The organism is Serratia sp. root2, from assembly GCF_031931805.1.
Taxonomy (GTDB): domain Bacteria; phylum Pseudomonadota; class Gammaproteobacteria; order Enterobacterales; family Enterobacteriaceae; genus Serratia; species Serratia inhibens.
This window is the reverse complement of record NZ_JAUJXB010000001.1, coordinates 1,548,276-1,569,024: the sequence shown is the minus strand read 5'-3', so window position 1 is coordinate 1,569,024 and position 20,749 is coordinate 1,548,276. Positions and strand designations below refer to the sequence as shown.

At 50.7% G+C, this 20,749-nt stretch carries 18 protein-coding genes; 6 read left to right on the top strand and 12 right to left on the bottom strand.

The annotated features are described in order from the left end of the window. Positions 1-34: 34 nt before the first annotated feature. Complete coding sequence (gene tyrS / locus QZQ97_RS06985; protein ID WP_311992858.1) at positions 35-1,309, top strand: tyrosine--tRNA ligase; 1,275 nt, start codon at positions 35-37, stop codon at positions 1,307-1,309. Between the two features lie 94 nt (positions 1,310-1,403). Here tyrS and QZQ97_RS06980 read toward each other — a convergent pair whose 3' ends face one another. The 3 genes from QZQ97_RS06980 to QZQ97_RS06970 all read right to left on the bottom strand — a co-directional run bounded on the left by QZQ97_RS06980 (position 1,404) and on the right by QZQ97_RS06970 (position 10,975). Continuing rightward, positions 1,404-4,499 carry a DUF4214 domain-containing protein gene (locus tag QZQ97_RS06980; protein ID WP_311992857.1) on the bottom strand — a complete coding sequence of 1,032 codons (3,096 nt, stop codon included), beginning with the start codon at positions 4,497-4,499 and terminating at the stop codon, positions 1,404-1,406. A 186-nt stretch (positions 4,500-4,685) separates the two neighbouring features. Then, complete coding sequence (locus tag QZQ97_RS06975) at positions 4,686-7,820, bottom strand: DUF4214 domain-containing protein (RefSeq protein ID WP_311992856.1); 3,135 nt, start codon at positions 7,818-7,820, stop codon at positions 4,686-4,688. A gap of 77 nt (positions 7,821-7,897) precedes the next feature. After that, the gene (locus QZQ97_RS06970; protein ID WP_311992855.1) at positions 7,898-10,975 is read right to left on the bottom strand and encodes a DUF4214 domain-containing protein; all 3,078 of its coding nucleotides are present in this window, start codon (positions 10,973-10,975) and stop codon (positions 7,898-7,900) included. A 496-nt stretch (positions 10,976-11,471) separates the two neighbouring features. Here QZQ97_RS06970 and pdxY point away from each other — a divergent pair, with 496 nt between their 5' ends. Next, positions 11,472-12,332: a pyridoxal kinase PdxY gene (pdxY, locus tag QZQ97_RS06965; RefSeq protein ID WP_311992854.1), complete on the top strand. Its 861-nt coding sequence runs from the start codon at positions 11,472-11,474 to the stop codon at positions 12,330-12,332. Between the two features lie 37 nt (positions 12,333-12,369). Here the strand turns inward: pdxY and gstA are convergent, their stop codons facing one another. From gstA to QZQ97_RS06945, 4 genes are all read right to left on the bottom strand, one after another. Further along, the gene (gene gstA / locus QZQ97_RS06960) at positions 12,370-12,975 is read right to left on the bottom strand and encodes a glutathione transferase GstA (protein WP_311992853.1); all 606 of its coding nucleotides are present in this window, start codon (positions 12,973-12,975) and stop codon (positions 12,370-12,372) included. 92 nt (positions 12,976-13,067) lie between these two features. Further along, the gene (gene dapA / locus QZQ97_RS06955; RefSeq protein WP_311992852.1) at positions 13,068-13,952 is read right to left on the bottom strand and encodes a 4-hydroxy-tetrahydrodipicolinate synthase; all 885 of its coding nucleotides are present in this window, start codon (positions 13,950-13,952) and stop codon (positions 13,068-13,070) included. A gap of 203 nt (positions 13,953-14,155) precedes the next feature. Next, positions 14,156-14,419: a DUF3811 domain-containing protein gene (locus QZQ97_RS06950; RefSeq protein ID WP_006324956.1), complete on the bottom strand. Its 264-nt coding sequence runs from the start codon at positions 14,417-14,419 to the stop codon at positions 14,156-14,158. 107 nt (positions 14,420-14,526) lie between these two features. Then, entirely contained in the window at positions 14,527-15,192 is a 666-nt protein-coding gene (locus tag QZQ97_RS06945) for an HD domain-containing protein (RefSeq protein WP_311992851.1), read from the bottom strand. Between the two features lie 237 nt (positions 15,193-15,429). On the opposite strand from QZQ97_RS06945, the gene QZQ97_RS06940 reads away from it, so the two are divergent. After that, a complete protein-coding gene (locus QZQ97_RS06940; protein ID WP_311992850.1) occupies positions 15,430-15,825 on the top strand; it encodes a nuclear transport factor 2 family protein in 396 nt (131 codons plus the stop codon). Here the strand turns inward: QZQ97_RS06940 and QZQ97_RS06935 are convergent. Next, positions 15,822-16,091 carry a hypothetical protein gene (locus QZQ97_RS06935; protein ID WP_062870668.1) on the bottom strand — a complete coding sequence of 90 codons (270 nt, stop codon included), beginning with the start codon at positions 16,089-16,091 and terminating at the stop codon, positions 15,822-15,824. The genes QZQ97_RS06940 and QZQ97_RS06935 overlap by 4 nt on opposite strands. A 203-nt stretch (positions 16,092-16,294) precedes the next feature. Between QZQ97_RS06935 and QZQ97_RS06930 the strand changes: the two genes are divergently transcribed. Together QZQ97_RS06930 and QZQ97_RS06925 are read left to right on the top strand one after the other, a co-directional pair. Then, positions 16,295-16,609 (top strand): hypothetical protein, encoded by a 315-nt coding sequence (locus tag QZQ97_RS06930; RefSeq protein WP_311992849.1) that lies wholly within the window; start codon positions 16,295-16,297, stop codon positions 16,607-16,609. 27 nt (positions 16,610-16,636) lie between these two features. Then, positions 16,637-17,017 carry a nuclear transport factor 2 family protein gene (locus tag QZQ97_RS06925; RefSeq protein WP_311992848.1) on the top strand — a complete coding sequence of 127 codons (381 nt, stop codon included), beginning with the start codon at positions 16,637-16,639 and terminating at the stop codon, positions 17,015-17,017. Between the two features lie 9 nt (positions 17,018-17,026). Here the strand turns inward: QZQ97_RS06925 and QZQ97_RS06920 are convergent, their stop codons facing one another. Beyond that, positions 17,027-17,404, bottom strand: a complete 378-nt coding sequence (locus QZQ97_RS06920; protein WP_311992847.1) for a RidA family protein — start codon at positions 17,402-17,404, stop codon at positions 17,027-17,029. A gap of 155 nt (positions 17,405-17,559) precedes the next feature. Between QZQ97_RS06920 and QZQ97_RS06915 the strand changes: the two genes are divergently transcribed. Continuing rightward, on the top strand, positions 17,560-18,414 hold the full coding sequence (locus tag QZQ97_RS06915; protein WP_311992846.1) for an aminoglycoside phosphotransferase family protein: 855 nt from the start codon (positions 17,560-17,562) through the stop codon (positions 18,412-18,414). On the opposite strand, the gene QZQ97_RS06910 is transcribed toward QZQ97_RS06915, so the two are convergent. The 3 genes from QZQ97_RS06910 to QZQ97_RS06900 all read right to left on the bottom strand — a co-directional run bounded on the left by QZQ97_RS06910 (position 18,379) and on the right by QZQ97_RS06900 (position 20,741). After that, a complete protein-coding gene (locus QZQ97_RS06910; protein ID WP_311992845.1) occupies positions 18,379-18,882 on the bottom strand; it encodes a cupin domain-containing protein in 504 nt (167 codons plus the stop codon). The genes QZQ97_RS06915 and QZQ97_RS06910 overlap by 36 nt on opposite strands. 83 nt (positions 18,883-18,965) lie before the next feature. Beyond that, on the bottom strand, positions 18,966-19,463 hold the full coding sequence (locus QZQ97_RS06905; protein WP_311992844.1) for an MEKHLA domain-containing protein: 498 nt from the start codon (positions 19,461-19,463) through the stop codon (positions 18,966-18,968). Between the two features lie 93 nt (positions 19,464-19,556). Beyond that, positions 19,557-20,741 (bottom strand): benzoate/H(+) symporter BenE family transporter, encoded by a 1,185-nt coding sequence (locus QZQ97_RS06900; RefSeq protein ID WP_311992843.1) that lies wholly within the window; start codon positions 20,739-20,741, stop codon positions 19,557-19,559. Between the last annotated feature and the right edge of the window lie 8 nt (positions 20,742-20,749).

Below are 20,749 nucleotides of genomic sequence, written 5' to 3'. Positions count from 1 at the left end.
ACAAAGGTGCATTCGTTTATACATGGAGTCATTGATGGCAAGCAGCAACTTGATTAAACAACTGCAAGAGCGGGGCCTCGTTGCCCAGGTTACGGATGAGGAAGCGTTAGCAGAGCGACTGGCGCAAGGGCCAATTGCACTGTATTGCGGTTTCGATCCGACCGCTGACAGCTTGCATTTGGGCCATCTGGTTCCCCTGTTGTGCCTGAAGCGCTTCCAGTTGGCCGGCCACAAGCCGGTCGCGCTGGTAGGCGGCGCCACGGGTCTGATCGGCGATCCGAGCTTCAAAGCGGCTGAGCGCAAGCTGAATACCGCCGAGACGGTGAATGAGTGGGTGGAAAAGATCCGCAAACAGGTTTCCCCGTTCCTTGACTTCGACTGTGGCAGCAACAGCGCTATCGCCGCCAACAACTATGACTGGTTTGGCGGCATGAACGTGCTGACCTTCCTGCGTGACATCGGCAAGCATTTCTCCGTGAACCAGATGATCAACAAGGAGGCAGTGAAGCAACGTTTGAACCGTGACGATTCGGGCATTTCCTTCACCGAGTTCTCCTACAACCTGCTGCAGGGTTTCGATTTCTCCGAGCTGTACAACCGCCACCAGGTGGAACTGCAGATTGGCGGTTCCGATCAGTGGGGCAATATCACTTCCGGTATCGATCTGACTCGCCGCATGCACCAGAAACAGGTGTTCGGCCTGACCGTGCCGTTGATTACCAAGGCAGATGGCACCAAGTTCGGTAAGACCGAAGGCGGTGCAGTGTGGCTGGCACCGGAAAAAACCAGCCCGTACAAGTTCTACCAGTTCTGGATCAACACCGCCGACGCCGACGTTTACCGTTTCCTGAAGTTCTTTACCTTTATGAGCCTGGAAGACATCAACGCGCTGGAAGAAGAAGACAAGAACAGCGGCAAAGCGCCGCGCGCCCAGTATGTGCTGGCGGAAGAAGTGACCGGCATGGTACATGGCGCGGAAGGGCTGGCTGCGGCCAAGCGCATCACCCAGAGCCTGTTCTCCGGCGCGCTGCACGACATGACCGAAGCGGACTTCGCCCAGTTGGCGCAGGACGGTATGCCAACCATCAAACTGGATGGCGATGCGGATCTGCAGCAGGCGCTGGTGAATGCTGAACTGGTGCCGTCACGTGGCCAGGCGCGCACCATGATCGGCTCCAACGCGGTGACCATCAACGGTGAGAAACAGTCCAACGCCGAATACGCGTTCAGCGACGCCGATCGTCTGTTCGGCCGCTACACGCTGTTGCGCCGGGGTAAAAAGCATTACTGCCTGGTCGACTGGAAATAAGTTCGTCTGAATATAAAAAACCGGAGGGTATTACCCTCCGGTTTTTTTATGGGCAAACATCAGTCAGGTTCGTGCGGCTGTCCCTGATTTTGTTTTACACTAAAGCTTCCGCCAAATGACTCTCGGCCGCAGCACCATTGACGTCAATGGCTGGAGCCTGATAATGCAGGGTAACAGCTGCCAAATACGGGTCCTGATTGCCAATCGAGAACACCAGGTCATTGGCATCAAACGCCTGGTTGTGGTTGTTGTCCACAATGACATACACCGATTTGTCCAGCTTTAGCAATCCGACCTCCGACAGGTTATTGGTGCTTGCGCCATGGGTCATTTTCGCCAAGATCTGTGAGAACAAGTCCTGCGCATCGTTAGCTGCAGTCAGGCCGCTAAACGCATTCTGGATCTCTGCCTGAGAGGTGGCGCTGCCATACAGCGTGGCGGTTTTATCGCCAGCTTTGGAGAAAATCCATGGGTTTCCATTATCTCCCACGTTAATGACGCTATTTTGGTAACCGCCATTCAATGTGACCATATTATCGATTGTGCTGTCAGCAAAGGTTAATGCCCGTGCGTGGTCTAAGGTGGTATTGCCTTTGACATTTGCCGTGAGTACCGTTAGACCGGTATCGTCGAGCGTTAATTGATACCCAGCCAGATCGTCGATGATGTGGGTGAAATCCCCTTTATTGGCGAGAGAGTTGAGGGTGTTATAGAAGCTGCCGCCGCCGGTACCGCCTTTTTCCGCTACCAATTTCAGTTTCATGTCGGAGTAGTATCTGCGGTCGACATAGTCACTGCCACGGATGGTGTGCAGGTTATCGCTAAAGTCGGCGGCAATGGTCAGATTGAGCGCTACGGCTTTATCACCCGTATACATACGTCCATTCAACAGCAGATCGGAAATCGAGTTGTCCCCGCCGCCAAGCGTCAACGTTCGGTTCTGTACTGTATCAAGATTACTGAACATGAAGATTTCCAACGTCTCTTTATGATCTGAGGTAAAGCTAAAGGTGCCCATGTTCAGATCCTGAATGTGGCTGGCTTCTTCGGTAAATTCCAATCTGAAACTGGTGTCGCTTTGCGCCGTATCATAAATTTTGATGCTACTGTCTTTAGTTAACTCGCCGCCAATCGTAAATTTTTCATTGCCGACGTTGAGTAAGGTCAAATCACCTGAATAAGCGGAAACCACACCTCCATACACGCCGGTAAATTCCTTATGTATGGTTGCCTTAGGCAATTCAGCTTGTTGCAAAGCGCTGACGTTATCATAAGACGAATTGTGAATGCTGGCATTTTGGCTGAATAAACCAAAGTCGAAGACTTTGCTACCTTCAGTCGCAACACGTTGACCATTCATATAAATTTCACCAGTCCCACGATAATTTGTCAGATCAATGTAGGTGAAGTAGAGGAACTGGCTGACATTACTGACGATGCTTCCTTCGAAGTTAATGTTATCATTGCTGGTAAGGTAAATTGATTTGGTAATAAAATTGGCCGATAACATGTTATAGCTGGAATATACATCAGCATTGCTTTGGGCGAGGAAGCCATTGCCGATATGATTGGCACCGCCATTGACACTGTTACCTGCCCAATACAATTGTTTTTCTACTAGCAGATTGATCTTGGCGTTACTTAGATCGGTCCCGGATTCAACCGTTGCCATAGTCGTTTTCAACGATTGAGTTGCATCAGAATTTTTTATATTTGCATCTGTAAGCAACAGTTCGACGGTTTTATTGCCAAGAGAATTCAATACCGTAGCGCTGGTGGCATAGGTACCGGAAAGCACAATTTTAGTGGTGCCGATAAACGGGACCATGCTCAGGTCAACGGCAATATTGGCAGTTGCGTTAATATTAAATTGGTTCAATAATGTCAATGATGCAATTTCCGCATGAGTCAATTCATGTGTTTGGTGAGTATTGATATCTGCCAGCAGTTTGCCGTTATCGGAAAGGGAAAATACGCCGTCAAAAGTTTTCTGATAATTTAACGTATTTCCCAGGTTGTTTTCATAGTTCTGTAGCAATGAATGTGCTGGAGGTATGGGGTGATTGTCCAGTGGATACTTCCCATCGCGGAAAGCATTGAGAACCAGTAGGGTCGCCGTCAGTTTATCGTTGCCCGCCTTAAGCAAAATGGCCTGCGATTCGGCTGCAGTAAGCGTACTGTAGTACAAACGTTGGTAAATGACGCCATAGTCTTCTGCGGTACTGAATTGCGATGATGCTGACAGAATTTTCAGCAATTGCGCTTCTGTCGTACCCGCGGCCAACATTTTACTGTATGTGTCCAGAGCGCTGGCAGGGACGGAACTTTTAGCGATGGTGATATAAAATGATGCGACTACCTCCTGGTATTGCAATGCCGGTAGTTCACCGGCCAGATAGACATGAGTTGCCGCTGTGAAGAGTTGTTTAGCTGCCGGGTGGTCGTTGTCATTTCGGATATCGTGGATCATTCTGACAACGACTTCACCACGCGTTTCGGTGTGGTTCTGCAATCCACTGGCATAATTAATAATATCTTGTGCTGTGGCGTTACTGCCAAAGGTATTGTGGAATATTTTACGCACGAAATCTTCGTCGCTCAACTTAAGCAGTTGAATACGATCGTTGATAAATACCTGAGCGATTTTGTCTAGATTATTGTGGGTGTTGATGAGTTTATCGGCCCAATAATTTATCCCGCTGGACACCTGAGCTGCGCCGAGAACGTAATAAGCCGCCTGAATATCAGCAGCAAAGGGGGAGAACTCTGTTGATTTGTCAAAGGCCGGGAACAACGTGGTATTAATGTTTTTTTGCAAGTAGGCTTGCTGGGATAATGTTGTTTCGTCGCTGCCGTTGTAGGATTCAATCTGATTGACGATGGTGACGGCTATACTTCCCAAAGCGGTGCCGTGCTGTATTTGCGCTACCAGTTTTGCGAGCGTGGCAGCATCTGGTTGAGTGCCGGTAATGTTGGCGTAAATATAATTTATCTTCTCATTGTCATTTAGCCCGTCATAACGATTTTTTCCGTCTTGCGCCAGGGTGAAACTATTGGCCAGACCCGACAGAGATAGTTGCTCGCTGGCTATTTTGTAACCGAAGTAATTCAGGGTGGCAAGGTCGGCCTTTTTCCCCAGCATTGCCTGGTAAATGGCTGCGACCTGATGTTGTGCTAAAAGATTATTCATTAAGTAGACCCCCATATTTTTGAAATAAAATTAAGGTGTGAAATTTTTGAGGCTGAATATGTTAAATTTAAGTTTTTATTCATATTTTCCTAAAAATTCGCTTAACAGATTCCGCCAGGGAAATATATTTACTGTTGATTTAATTACATTGTACAATAAGGGGTTTCCCCCTTATTGTATTGACGTTCAAGCAAAAGTTTCGGTGTTTATTTGACTCGAGCCGGTCAGACTCACTACCGGTGATTGATAGTGCAGGTTCACTGCGGTCTGATAAATATCCAGTTCGGATGTTTGATTGCCAAGTGCAAAAACAATGTCTTGGTCGTCAAAAGACTGATTGTGATTCTTATCGATAATCACATAGATGCTGTGATCCAGCTTCAGTGCACCCACTTCGGCCAACTGCCCCTGACTGGCGCCATGGGTGACCAGAGACAGTAGTTTGCCAAACAGGGTGTTGGCGGTGGTTACCCCGGTCATGTCAACGCTGTTGAACAAGGCATTCACTTCTGCGGGCTTGGACACGCTACCGTAAACCTGCATGGTCTTGTTGCCTGTGGCGGAAAAAGTCCATTGCTGGTCGCCAGTGCCCGCATTAATTTGCGTTTTGGTTGCAAGTTTCGACAGAGAAACCAGGTTATCGACGCCACTGTCGGCAAAGTTAAGCACTGCAGCGGCTTCAAGCGTGGTATTTCCCTGCACCGTGGCGTGATTAATGGTCACGCTAGCGCTGCTGAAGCCGTTGTTTCCCACACTGAGTTGATCGCCAGCCAATTGCGCGGTAATCGCCGAGAAGGGGGACGCATTCGTCAGACCCGATAACGTGGTGAAAAAACCGCTGCCGCCGGTGCCACCTTTTTCTGCGTTTAAATTCAGAATGATGTCCGCAGCACGGTGGTCTGCATAGGGAATGGCGCTGATAGTTTTCAGCGAGTCGCTAAAGTCTTGCGAAATGGTCAGGTTCAGAGTGTTGGAGTTGGTGCCATCCAGTTCAATTCTTTGGATATGGTTATTCGCCCCAGACAGGGTGAGGGTTTTTTCGGTCTGCTGGCCCTCGGCGACGATAGTCAACGCACCGATATAGTTGCCTGCGGCTGAGATATCCACGGTGCCTGCATTGAGTTTCTGTAACCCCGCAGAAGCCAAACGAATGCCAAAACTCTGGAGTTCAGCTTGCGTGGCATTGTTCGGCGTGTAGCTCAAATACACTTTACTGTCTGACGTCACGTCACCATTGAAAGCCAGGCTGTATGGCGAGTAGTCATATTGAGCGGGTGTCAGGTTAAGCACATGTATTTCGCCAGAGTAAGCGGAAATTGTCAGGCCATTTTGCCCAGTATAATTTCCGGCAGACACTGCCGCCTGGGTCAGCGAGCCAACATCGTCATATTGTGCGTTATTAATAGTGGCGTTTTGGGTGGCTACGCCAAAATCTAACACCTTCGCGCCTTCGGTAGCGACCAGCGCGCCGTCAAGGTAGATATTTGCGGTACCTTTATAATGCGTCAGGTCGATATATTGGAAACCGAAAAACTGATCATAACTGCTCTTGATCACTCCACTCAGCGAGCCATCTTGCTGAGTCGTCAGATAAATATCCTTAGTAATGAAATTCGCGGAAATAGTGGATTTTGTGGCGCTGGGATCGCTACTTTTTGCGGTAAATGTGCTGCTGACCTGGTTGGCGCCATTATTGTGCCCATTTCCGTCCCAATAAAGGCCTTGCAGGATACTTTTGTTGGCGTTGGGAGAGAAAATTAGCTGCGTGTTGGCATGGGCGATATCGGCCGCGGCGCTGACGATGACCTCGACGTTTCCGTTGCCTAAGTTGACGCTTGGACCTGCATGTTGAAGGCTATTGCCGTCAAGCATCAGAGTGATGTCTTTTGCGGATTTATTAATGGAGTCCAGTACCACGTTGCTGGTGGAATATTCTCCGTTGAGCGTGATTTTGGTTACTTTAGTGAATGAAAGGTCAACGCTTTGTTCTGTACTTGCGGTAAGAGTGATTTGAGTCAGCTGCGAAAGTTCAGCATTAGAGAGTTGATGCATCTTACCTGTATTCAACGTGCCGGAAGGATTACCGCCGTTTGCAGAGACCTCTAGCGTTGCCGGACCAGTAAAATAGTTTAATGCTGCATTGATTTCGCTCTCAAAGTTAATGACCAACTTTTTATCAAGTGGATAACTATGATTATCCAATGGAAACTCACCGTTTCTGAACGATTCAACGATAAGATTCGTTGCCTGGTATTTGTTATTACCCGCTTTTAGCAAAATGGCCTGTGATTCTGATGCGGTCAGCTTAGTGCCATACAAGTACTGATAAACTACAGCAAAGTTTTCAGCCAGATGGAATTGAGGTGAGTTAGCCAATACTTTCAGTAAATCAGTCTCTGTTTTTCCACTCGCTAAATATTTACTGTATGTGTCAAGCGCAGTCGCAGGTACAGTGCTTTTTGCGATGGCCAGGTAGAAAGAGGCTACGACTTCCTGGTATTTCAAATCAGGTATTTCGCCGGAAAGATAGACTTTTGTCGCTTGATTAAAGTGAATGCTGGCTTGAGAGTTGCTGTCATCATTGCGTATATCATTAATCATTCTGACCACAACATCTCCTCTTGTTTCTGTATTGTTTTCGAGGCCAGAGAGATAGTTGGACAACTCCTGCGATGTGGGTATTTTATCGAAGGTGTTCTTAAATATTAATTTTATAAAATCATTGTTGTTTAAGTTATTTAGTGAAGGACGAGTGCTAACAAAGTTTTGAGCTATTTTATTAAGTTTTTCCGGGCTGTTAATTAATTCATTGGCCCAAAAATTAATACCGCTGGATACCATTGTTCCACCTATGACATAGTAAACTGCCTGGATGTCAGCGGCATAAGCGGAATATTCAACGGTTTTGTCGAAAGAAGGGTAAAGGGTTGTGTTTATGACATCGTTGAGATGCGCTTTTTGTTGTAATGCGGTAGCATCCGTGCCGTTATAACTCTCTGTTTTATTGATGACACCAATGATAATGGAACCCAAAGATTTTCCATGTTCAACTTCTGACATTAACGTTTCTAATGTAACACTATCTGGCTCAGACCCAGTAATGTTTTTAAAGATATAACTAAGCTTCTCGCTATTAGTCAGACCATCGTAACGATTATGCCCATCACGAGAGTTAATCAGCGCATTGGCGAGCGCCGTGGGATTGGTCTTACTATTTTCTAATTGCCTGCCAAAATAATCAAGGGTGCTGGTATCCGCTTTTTTACCCAGGGCAGCCATGTAAATGGCAGAAAGACTATGTTGCGCTTGAAGTAAACTCATAAGACCCCCATTTATTTATTCTTCATTTTTGATTTAATCACATTGCCTGCGGTATTCATGTTTCATTACCGAGGTTGTTATAGCGCACTGTCTATCACTGAGCTTTCTGCCGTTAGTTGTATGGGAGGCGATTTATAATGCAGGCTAACTGCGGTTTGGTAGGGGTCTCTGTTCCCCAGGGAAAAGACAATGTCACTGTCATCAAATATTTTATCGAGATTTTTATCAATAATCACATACAATGCCTTATCCAGTTTTAATACGCCTACTTCGGACAGTTGACCCTGGCTTTTCCCTTCTGTCACATTAGCCAGTATTGCGCTAAACATATTTTTCGCAGAGTTAGATTGGCTGGGGTCTAAGGCGTTAAATTGTGCATTAAGTGCATCGTTACCAGTGACGCTGCCATAAACGGTCATTTCTTTATAACCTCCGGAGCCAAAGACCCACTGGTGATTTTCATCGCCGACAAGTATTTTGTCTCGGCTACCTGGAGCAATACTGGTAACCAGGTTATCTATGCTACTGTCGGCAAAACGATAGGTGTCTGCGGCATTACTACTAGTGTCGTCGATAATAGTCGTATTTCCCATTACCTGCAGATTATCCCCTGAACCGCCGCCGGAAACGAGCAACTGTTCGCCCGCTAATGTATCTATGACAGTTTGAAAGGGAGTGTTGTCATTGAGAGAAAGTAATGTCTGATAAAATGCTCCCCCACCAGATCCTCCCTTCTCCATATGCAAATTGATAATATGATCTTGCAAACGGTCATCACTCGGTGTGATGCCAACATAAGTTAATGAATCACTAAAGTCTGCGGCAATAGTCAGATTTAGGGTATGGGGATGTACCGCTGCGCCATTTAAGCTGATATCTGTAATGCTATTGTCACCTCCGGCAAGCCTTAGAGTGCCACTCTCAGCCCGCGTCTCAATGATCAGGGACCTATTATTAACCGTTCCCTGGTAATGGGTAGTCAGACTCAGGGTACCTGCGTTGATATGGTCGGTTTCGTCTTCGCCCAGATGCACCCTTAGAGCGATATCCGACGATATATTTTTGGTGAAGAGAGCCGTTTCAATATGCAGTGTACTGGCGGCGCCGGCATCTTCCCGGTAACGCAGGATATTGCTATCGTCATTGCCATATCCGTAGCCCTTATGAAAATTAATCACATGAACATTATTTACCGCCCCGGAAACGGTCAGTCCGTCCCAGCCATTCACCGTACCTCGCTGTGTAGCCAGGCCGAAATCAAAAACCTTGTCGTCCTGAGTACCTACTAATAAGCCGTCGCGATAAACATTTGTTTTCCCGACGTAGTTAGTCAGATCAAAGGCAGAAAAATACTTGAAGTTGCCACTGTTTCCGATAGTTTCTGTACTGTCGTCACCATTTTGATTCGTTGTAATATAGATATTTTTGGTAAAAAAGTTTGCCGAGATAAGATAGTTGTCGTAGGTGGAGTAGAAATTCGTTGTCTGGGCGGTAAAGTTTTCGCTGACGATGTTCCCTGTAGTGTCCGTTGCATTCCCGTTCCAAAATAGCAGGCTATTCTCATTTGGCCCAAAAATCAGATTGAATTTGGCATTGGCAATATCGGTCCCATCGCTGACAATAACTTCTTTATCGACTCTGAAATTTGTCAGGTCTGCGCCACCACCGGAAGTCTCTATGTTTTTGGTATCAAGAATCAATGTTGGGGAAATCCACGCGTCAGCAATCGAATTTAGCAATATTTTATTGGTGGCATAGTCCCCGCTGAGAGTGATCTCCTTTATGCCATTTAGTCCGGAGAGATCAAGACTTTTCTGCAGATCGATATTGGCATTAATCTTGACGTCCTTAAGAACGGCCAGTTCTGCGGATGACAATGAGTGCAACTTGCTGGAGTTAATTGTGCCAGTTGGGACTCCGCCATTGCTATTTAGCGTCAATGTGGCTTTTTCTTGATAACCCAAGGATTCACCAATGCTTGCATTGAACTGTTTTATCAGTGAAGGGTTCGGAGATTGATCATTATCTAATGGATATTTTCCGTTACGGAGAGAGTCGATAATCAGCAACGTTGCTTTCAAGGGGTCATTACCACTTTTTAGCAGAATGGCCTGGTAAAATTGTTCTGAAACTGAGCCATTAATGTCATACAAATCATTATATATTTTCTTGAAATTGCTGGCCTCGCTGAATTGCGATGATTTAGCAAGTATTTTTACCAAGGCTAGCTCAGAGTTACCGGCTGCTAAAAACTTGCTGTAGGTATCAAGGGTTGATGCTGATGCATCGCTTTTCGCGATGGCCAGGTAGAGTGCGGCAACCGTTTCTTTGTATTGGGCGGCCGGCAGTTCACCGGCGGCGTAGACATGCGTTGCGCTGAGGAATGCATCCTTTGCCTTGGGAGGTGCCGTATCGTTTCGAATATCCTCTATCATTCTTACAACGACTTCACCACGACTCTCCGACGAATTGTTAAGGCCGGAAAGATACTTGGCTAATTCTGCGTCGTTGGGGGAAGCTTGGAACGTCAGACCGAATATTTTTTTGACGAAATCTTCATTACTCAAATCGGCAGTTTTAGGTCGGGTATCTATGAAGTGTTGCGCAATTTGACTTAGTGTATTTTTACCACTGTATAATGCTTGAGCCCAAAAATTGATGCCGTCGGCAACCATCACGCCACCAATCACATAGTAGATTGCCTGAATATCGGCTGCGGAGGAATAGAGTTCGGGTCCTTGGTTGAAGGCGGGATAAAGTGAACTGTTGATGGTATCTTCCAGCTTTGCTGCGCCGTCGACATATTCCGCATTATTACCGTTATAATCCCGGAATTCACGCACCAGAGTCTGAACCATGTATCCCACTGAGTGGCCTTGGTTCAACTCAGCGGTCCAATTCGCAAGTACGTTCGCAGAAGGGGATTTACCGGTTATATTGTAGTAAACGTAGCTGACCTTTTCTTCATTGCTGAGATGTTGATAGCGTGATTGGCCATCTTGTGCTGCAACGAATTTATTGACCAAGAATGTTTGATCGATTTTCCCGGCGGATAAAACGTCGGCATAGAAAATCAGCGTGGCGGAGTCTGCTTTTTTCCCCAGGCAGGCGTAATAAAGAGCGGCAACGTCTTTTTGATAGTTAATGGTGCTCATGGTTTCCCCAAACTGTAACATGGTAAGTGGTTGATAATTTGAATGTTATTCAAGAAGATCATATAAGAAAATGTTTGCTTTTTCTCCAAAAGAGAAAGTTACCATCGCTAATAATTAGTATCCTATAAATTTATTTTTTATTATTCTAAAGACGTAAAAAATTAGATTTATGTGTTAAATACCGAATTTAAACGTAGTTGCAATAAAGGATTACTTCAAGAGGATAAAATGCTGAGTATTCCCCCTCTTAGCTGGTACCAAGAGGTTGCTAAGTTTTTAAATTCATTTTTAGGAAAAACGCCAGGATTATTGCGGTTATGACACTCTGTCACAGAGATGCATTCTTGCTGAAATTGATCTAACTATTTATTTTAAATGGTTTTTTTTGTTTTTCAATTTTAACGGTTAGAGTATGATATGTGGCAGTGAACAACTGCTTATCCACTGTGTTTCATTACCCATGGTCAGGCTTTGGCAAGGTTATAACCCAATTAAGATGAAAAATATTCTTTCTATTCAATCGCATGTGGTGTTTGGGCATGCAGGCAACAGTGCGGCTGAATTCCCAATGCGCCGTATGGGCGTTAACGTCTGGCCGCTGAACACGGTGCAGTTTTCAAATCATACCCAGTACGGCAAATGGACGGGCTGCGTAATGCCGGCCAGCCACCTGACGGAGATCGCTCAGGGGATTGCGGCCATCGATCAACTGAAAAACTGCAATGCGGTGCTGAGTGGCTATATCGGTTCACCGGAGCAGGGCAGCCATATTCTCGAGGTGGTTCGGCAGGTCAAACAGGCTAATCCGAACGCCTGGTATTTCTGCGATCCGGTGATGGGCCACCCTGAAAAGGGTTGCATCGTTGCGCCGGGCGTGGCGGAGTTTTTTTGCCGCCAGGCGCTGCAATGCAGCGACATGATTGCGCCAAACCTGCTTGAACTGGAACTGCTGAGCCAGCGGGAAGTGACTGACGTTGGGCAAGCGGTAAGCGCAGCACGTGAACTGATCGCCAAAGGGCCGAGGCTGGTGCTGGTCAAACACCTGAGCCGCGCCGGCTATCATATCGACTGTTTCGAAATGCTGTTGGTCACGGCAGATGAAGCCTGGCATATCAGCCGCCCGCTGGTGGATTTTGGCGTTCGCCAACCGGTAGGCGTAGGCGATCTGACCAGCGGCCTGTTACTGGTTAATTTACTGCAAGGCGTGGCGCTGGATAAGGCGTTGGAGCATGTGACTGCGGCGGTGTATGAGGTGATGCTGACAACCCAGGCAATGGGCGAGTACGAATTGCAGGTAGTGGCGGCACAGGATCGCATCGTGCAGCCGAAGTGCGAATTCAACGCGGTAAAACTCTAAACTCTGTAGCCCCGGCAGCGCCGCCGGGGCTTGGGGATTATTTCAAAGCTTCGGCGTTCAACGCCGCATCCACCGCTGGCCGTGCAGCCACGCGATCAAAATACGCCGCCAACTGAGGGTATTTTTTGAGATCAAACTGCAGGGCAATGGCCCAACGCAGAACGGTAAACAGATAGGCGTCCGCCACACTGAACCGGTTTCCCAACAGGAAGTGCTGCTTTGCCAGCACGGAATTCAAATAGCTGAATTGCTGCTCCAGTTTGGCGCGTGCGATGGCCTTGTATTCATCCGGCGTTTTCGGGTTAAACAGTGGGCTGAATCCCTTGTGCAATTCAGTCGCAATATAGTTCAGCCACTCAATGGCATGATAACGCGACAACGTACCCGCCGCCGGGATCAGGTTGCGATCAGGAACGCGATCCGCCAGATACTGCACAATCGCCGCGCCCTCGGTCAGCACGCTGCCATCATCCAGCAGCAGCGCCGGTACTTGTCCCTTAGGGTTGATGGTCAGGTAGTCTGCACCACTTTCGGTCTTTTTCTGCGCCAGATCGACCTTTTCCGCCGTAAAATCCAGGCCCGCCTCGCGCAGTACAATATGCGGTGACAGAGAACAGGCGCCGGCTTTATAGAACAGTTTCATCGGAAGCTCCTTGATTGTGATGAATGACAGGCATGCTTAACCTCTGATCCTAGTTCCATAACGTTAAAATTACAGCGGGTTAGCTAACAAATTTAGCTAATCAGCGCATCCTCCGGCTGTAGCTGCGCCAGAGTAGCGGCAATGCGCTGTTGCAACGCCTGTGGCGCGATTTGCATCGGCGATCGCAGTTCGTTGCGGATCAGGCCTTGCTGCGCAAGAGCGGCCTTGACGGGGGCAGGGTTGGGGAAACTGAACATCTGGTGGATCATCGGCAACAGCGCATAGAAGTTAGCGCGCGCGGCAGCCAGATCGCCGTTGGCGACCTGTTGTACCAGTTGCACGAAGCGCTGCGGATAAATATGTGCGGAGGCGGAAATTGCCCCGGTGCCGCCCAGGCACAGGGTAGTGAGGATCAGATTATCTTCGCCGGTCATTACGTCGATCTCGCCGTCGTCAATCAGCGCCATGGTGGTATCCGGGTTACCGCCGCAGTCTTTGATCGCCTTCACCTGCGGATGGCGGGCGATCTGCCTGAGGGTTTGCAACTCCATCACGATGCCGGTGCGCTGCGGGATATTGTACAGGATCACCGGCACGCTCGATGCATCGGCAAGTTGGGTGAAGTAATCCACCAGGCCGCATTGCGATGGGCGGATGTAATAGGGCGCGGGGATCAGCACCCCGGCAATGTCGCGCAACTGGATCTCCTGCTGCATCTGCAGGGTATCCAGCATGTTATTGCCCGACAGCCCCATTACCACCTGGTTGGCCGGCACGACGTCCAATACCGCGTCGAGTACCGACAATTGTTCTTCTTTGCTCAACGCCGCCGCTTCACCGGTGGTGCCGCAGACCACCAACCCGGAGACGCCAGAGGCGATCAGGTATTGCGCCAGCCGTTTAACCGCAGGCAGATCGACGGCGTTATTGTTGAATGGTGTAACCAGCGCAACCCAAATACCGGAGAATGAAGCCATAATAAGTTCCTTCAGTGCAAACGACAGATAAGCAAGATAAGAAAGTGCCAGAGGATGTTCCCCGATAATGAATATTCTTCATTATGCTGTCAATTTACAACTTATTGATAACATTGTTATTCATGATTCGAAAGGGCTGATGAGTTTGGCTAATGAATCGGGAGCAATAAAAAACCCCGCGCTGGCGGGGTTTTCTTAAGGCATTAACGCGGGGGGCGGGTACTGATTGAAGCGGACCAACTGAAGGTTTCGCCGCTGGGTTTGACCCGGTTGGCTTTACGTTCGGCGCGCGTGGCTTTTTCAATTTTCTCGCGGGCGGCCATGATGCGTGCCACGACTTCATCCTTGGTCTTGTTATTCTCGGCGTTCGTCAATTCCCGGCCGAGGTTTTTACGCGCTTTGTCCAGCTCGGTTTTTACTTCACGTTGCTCGCTTTCCGTCATGTCTTTCAGCGTCAGTTTTTTCATCGTTGTGGCCTGGTCAGTGAAGATGGTTAACAGTGTACAGCAATTATCGCGGCGAAGATGCCGGTAGCGTAACGGAATCGACACCTTGAAAGCATTAACAGCGATTTTCACATCTCTTCCAGCAACTCGCTGAGGAAACGACGCATGCGCTCGGTGCGCTCTTGTGCCATTTGTCGGCCGGCTGCGGTCTGAAAACCTTCCTGCAGCTTAAACAGTTTGGTTTCGAAGTGATCCAGCGTGAAACGCTTATCGTCATATTGGCGCTGTTGCGCCAGCGGATCGGCGGCATCGTACAGCGCGCTGCGCATACGCCCACCGATATAGAAACAGCGCGCCACGCCAATCATGCCGATGGCGTCCAAACGGTCGGCATCCTGGATGATTTTCGCCTCCAGCGTTTCCGGCGTAATGGCGGCAGAAAAACTGTGGGCTTCGATGGCATGGACCGTTTTGGCGATGTCGTGCGCTTCCCAATCCAGCTGCGCCAGCGTCAACGCGGCTTTTTGCGCCGCCATGCGTGACGCCAGGTGGCGCTGCGGCGAATTTTTTTCTACCGCGACGCAGTCATGCAACAGCACCGCCGCACACAAGATGCGCCGGTCGCCGCCTTCCTGCATACTGATCTGGCGGGCGTTCTTCCATACACGGTGCAAGTGGGCAACGTCATGCGAGCCATCGTCGGAATCGAGGGTTAGCGGCAACAGCGCCTGTGCCAGTTCCTGATGGGGTGAGAAAGGCCGCAGCAATGCCTGTGGCAGCAGTGGAAAATGCACGTTTTTGCTCCTTGTTGGCGGTAATCGTTAATTATCATAGCAGCCGCCGATGGGGCGGTTATGACACTGCAGCAACAGAATTGTTTACTGTATTGCAATAGACTATTGCCGCAATTACGGTTTTTGTACCGGAATAAGCAACTTACAATAGCGTTATTCCGGTCATCCCCGCCTGGTGTTAGCCTGTGTCTGCGGGGCATGGCCGGGATATCCCGTTAAAGCCACAGGAGAAAAGACATGCCAACGAATCTGGAAATCGTTCGCGCGACCTATGAGGGCGGCAGTGCCGAAGAGAACGGTCGTAACCTGCTGGCGGCGTTGGCGCCCGATGCAGAATGGACCGAAGCGGCAGGCTTTCCTTATGCCGGTACCTACGTTGGGCCGCAGGCCATTTTTAAAAATGTTCATCAGCGCTTGGGGGCAGAATGGCAAGGCTACCGCGCTGACGTTGAACACTTCTATGATGCCGGCGAAAACGTGATCGCCCAAGGGTTCTATCATGGCACCTATGGCGCGACCGGCAAATCGTTCACGGCATCCTTTGCGCATATTTATCAGTTGCGCGAGGGGAAAATCGTCAAGTTCGTGCAAATCGTGGACAGCGCTAAAGTGCTGGAAGCCATGCAGGACTAAAGGCCGCTGTGCTTGCCGTATTTACGATCGTATTCTCGCCGGTAACCGCGAGCCTTGTTGCGATCGCGGATCCACAAATAGCCGCACACCAGCGCGACTGCGCCTGAAAAGGTAATGTTGCGCATATCTCGGTCATAGCAAAACACCAATACAGCATCCATCGCCGCGATAAAGGCAATCCATTTGTACATATGGGATTGCCGCCGCGTGGCTGCGTTGAGTCGCTTTAACTGTCTGGCTTCGTGCATAACCGGTTTTTGCTGCATAACTTTCCGCGGGTAATAATTCTCTTGGTGATAAATTACCAGAATATTCCTGATGGCGGCAAAGGTTAACGCGTGCCGCGCCGCTGTTTTTCCCGCTGGCATTCCTTCGCTGAAAATCTGCGCACGGGGTAGTGAATAAACGCTAAAACATGATACGTTATCTATTCAGTATTTGTGTTTTTTTATTCATTTTTGGGGGTGCGATGATAGTCAGAACCTGGCACGGGTGTGTGCCGCTACAGCATCAGCAAGGATTTGCCGATCATTTAACTGTCACAGGGCTGCAGCATGCTGAAGCTACGGCTGGAAATCTTGGTGCTTTTGTTCGACAAGAGATCCAGGGCCAGTATGCGCACTTCTTTCTGGCCACCTATTGGGAGTCTCTGGCGGCGATAAAACGCTTCGCCGGTGAGGATTATCAGGTAGCAGTCACTTATCGGGACGATGAAGCCTTCGCTTTAATTTCCGACCCTTATGTCTTTCATCATCGGGTTGATGAAATCGCCACGCTGTCATAGTCAGGTTCACTACGAACAGGGGATATTATGAACAACAAAACGCTACGCCCGGAAGAGGTGGTTCAGCAGCAGCTTGATGCCTATAACGCCCGCGATATTGACGCTTTTATGGCGCACTGGGCGGAAGACGCGCAGTATTACGAACACCCCGATACGCTGCTGGCCAGCGGCAAGGCGGAAATCCGCGAACGCCATATTGCGCGCTTCAGGGAACCAAGCCTGTATGGTGAGCGGGTCAAACGCATGGCGCTGGGCAGCATGGTGATCGATCAGGAAGTGGTTACGCGCAATTTCCCGCAGGGGCGCGGCAAAATGGACGTGATCGCCATTTATGAAGTCGAACAGGGCAAGATCGTGAAGGCCTGGTTCAAAGTCGGCCCGTGCGAGCTGGATGAGGGCGCGTTATAGCGCCCAATGTCACAGCGCTGCGACGGCGTCGATCTCCACGCTAACCTGTGGCGAGAACAGTGCGTTGACCGCGACCAGCGAACAGGCCGGCAGCGCACCGTCAAAATAATCAAACAGCACGGGCCGAATTGCCTGCAGATCGCCGATGTCGGTTAAAAATACGGTGATTTTAATCAGCGCTTTGAGGTTGGTGCCTTCGGCGGCGGTAATGGTTGCCAACTGTTCCAGAATGGCCTGCGTCTGCTGCTGCGCCGTTTGCCCCTGAGCTTCGGTGGCGAAAGCCGTTAGCCCTGAGACATACAGCGTATCGCCGTGACGTACCGCGTGGACATAAGGCCCGCCCGGCGCAGGCAAGTGCGGATAATTGATGCGCTTCAATGACGTCATGATAAAAACCCCGCAAGATTAATTAAAAAAATAGGCAAACTTGGTTAGGATACTGCAATTAACACCGGGAATACGCCGGGAACTGTTGATGTCTAATAGTATCACCGGCGCCCATTTTTCACCGTGATTGCCATCAATAAGGACGCCTGACCGCAATGAATCCGGCCTTTATTCCCTATGTGCAACGCTGGCAGTTGGAACCTGACGGCAACGCATTTGAAACTCACAGCAGCCTGCTGATGCCGGTGCGTTATCAGGGTGCTGCCGCCATGCTGAAAATCGCCCGCGAACAGGAAGAAAAGTTCGGCGGGTTACTGATGTGCTGGTGGCAGGGTGAAGGCGCTGCGCGAGTGCTGGCCTGGCACGAGGACGGCATCCTGCTGGAGCGTGCCGAGGGCAACCGATCGCTGGCGCAAATGGTGCGCGACGGCGACGATAGGCAGGCGACGGCCATTCTTTGCCAGGTGGTTGCCCGCTTGCATGCGCCGCGTTCGCAGCCCTTGCCGGAGCTTATTCCGCTGCACCTGTGGTTCAACTCGTTATGGCCGGCGGCGCAAGCCCACGGCGGCATGCTGCGGCTCAGCGCGACGGCGGCGGCGGATCTGCTGACCAGCCCGCGGGAACAGAGCGTGCTGCACGGCGATATTCATCACGACAACGTGCTGGATTTCGGCGAGCGCGGTTGGCTGGTGATCGATCCCAAACGCCTCTACGGCGAACGCGCCTTCGACTACGCCAATATCTTCTGCAACCCCAATTACGGCATTGCCACCGATCCGGATATTTTCCAGCGCCGCGTGGAGCAGGTCTGCCAATTGGCTGGCTTGGAACGCCAGCGTTTGCTGCAATGGATCCTCGCCTGGGCGGGGCTGTCCGCAGCCTGGTTTATGGAAGACGGCGAAGCGGCGGATATCGATTTTCGGGTGGCGGAGCAGGCCGCGCGCGCGTTGGGCCTGCCCCTGCCGGATGGGGACTCAGGGTTCACCCTCCCAATAATCGAGCGACGCTGAAGGGCGTTGCAGATAGTGCACCTGTTGGCCATTGCCGCGCTGGGCTGTTGCCTGAAACTTGCCTGAGTCCGGATATTCCACCAGTTCAGGCTGCTCACGGGTGCTGACGGAAAGATATTTCAGCGGTAGCGCAGAAGTGTTGATGATTTGGTGCGGGTACTCCGGGCCGGGCGGGATAAAAATAACGTCACCGCTTTTGATCGGCAATTGCTCACCGGCGACCCGTAGCGTCCCGTTTCCCTCCAGCACGATAAACATTTCTTCCTGCGCATAGTGAAAATGATAAGGGCAGGAACGCATGCCTGGTGCCACCACGTCGATGGACGCGCCCAGCTTATTGGCAGCGGTGCCGGTACCTAAACGGGCGCCGACGCTGTCATACAACGGCGGGCGGCGATCGTGATTTTTTTCAACATCTTCGATATTGCGGATCAGTCGCTGGGCTAACAGCGCGGCGTTATCATTCATAAGCCATATGCTCCATCATGACAATGTTACTTAATGATCGACTGTGGTGGTAAAAGCCTCTAAGCCTGCCGAAGCTATACGCATCAACCTTTATCGTTTTGCACCGTGCACGTTCTCCGGTGGTTAAACCAGCCTGGGCGGCGTTTCGGCTGTGGCCAGAACAGTGCGGCCTGACCCCCACCCGGGATCTGCCATACTGCGCAATCATAAATAGTGAAGGCGTTGCCAAATTTATCGACTCGCAGGCCTTGATATCCCTGCGCGATGCCTTGGCTGGTGGTCTTATCCAGCAATTGCTGGCGTTCCGCGCGATCTACCGGCGAGGCGCTCAATCGCGAAGGCAGCGCAATAAATTCATCGAAGGAATAACCGAAACACTGCTGCGCACAATGATTGGCGTAGATAAAAACCGGGTCCACGCCGCCTCCGTGAGCCAACAGGCTGTACGGTGCCTGTTGGTGCAGCCAGAGAAAATGCTGGTCGGCAGTAGCGGCCTGCGGCCCAGGCAGGCCGCCGCCCGTCCACTGGCGATAGGCGGAATCGATACGCTGAATCAGATCAATCAGCTCGGAAGATGGCATAGCGACTCCCTTAACGGATCCAAAGCGGGGCAATAATCGCCCCTTTGACAGTTAAGCAGAAGATCGCTGAAGCGGAAAAGAATTACGCCTGGATTAATCTATTGTGCGCCGCGGCAGCGACAAAATGAGATGCGCGATCGCACCGCCGATAATTCCCCAAAATGCAGAACCGACGCCGAGTAACGTCACGCCGGAGGCGGTGATCAGGAAGGCGATGAGAGCGGCATCGCGCTGTTTTTCATCCTGCAGCGCGCGTTGCAAACTGCCGGCGATAGTGCCGAGCAGTGCCAGCCCGGCAATGGTGTGGATCAGCGCCGTCGGCAACGCGCTGAACAACATGCCGATAGCGCCGCCAAACAGCCCGGCGAACAGATAAAACACCCCGGCGGCCACGGCGCCCATATAACGGCGCTGTGGGTCGGGATGCACGTCCGGCCCCATGCAAATGGCGGCGGTAATGGCGGCGATGCAAACGGAGAACCCGCCGAACGGTGCCAGCAGCAGTGCGGTCAGCGCTGTCCAGCTGATCAGGGGTGAAGTAGGGACGCTATAGCCTGCGGCCTTCAGCGTAGCGATGCCGGGGGCGTTTTGTGACGCCATGGTCACCACAAAGAACGGCACGCCAATACCAAGCAGCGTCGACCAGGTGAAATGCGGCGCAATAAATTCCGGCACGGCGAAAGCCAGCGGTTGCCGAGAAAGATGAATGGTGCCCTGCAACGCCGCAATGGCCAGCCCGACCAGCAACGTCAGCACAATCGCATAACGCGCCAGATAGCGGCGGCTCACCAGATACGCCAGTCCCATCCCGGCGCTGAGCACAAAATTTACCTGCAGAGAGGCAAAAGCGTCCAGGCCGAAGCGCAGCAGGATCCCCGCCAGCATCGCCGCCGAGATGGCCTGCGGAATAAAGTCCATCAGCCGGGCGAACAGCCCGGTGACGCCGCACAGCAGGATCAAACCGGAGGCGAAGATAAACACGCCAATCGCTTCGTTGATCGGCGTACCGGGCAGGCTGGTGACCAGCAGTGCCGCGCCGGGAGTCGACCAGGCGGTCAGGATCGGCGTGCGGTAATACAACGAAAGCCCAAGCGAGGTCACGCCCATCCCCAGTCCAAGCATGCTCAGCCAGCCGCCGATCTGCAATGGCGTGGCGCCGGCGGCCGCCGCGGCCTGAAAGATAATGGCGGCGGAACTGGTGTAGCCTACCAATACCGCTACAAACCCGGCCATAACGGCGGGCAGGGTCAAATGGCGCAAGGAGATGGCAGGACGCATGGCAGACT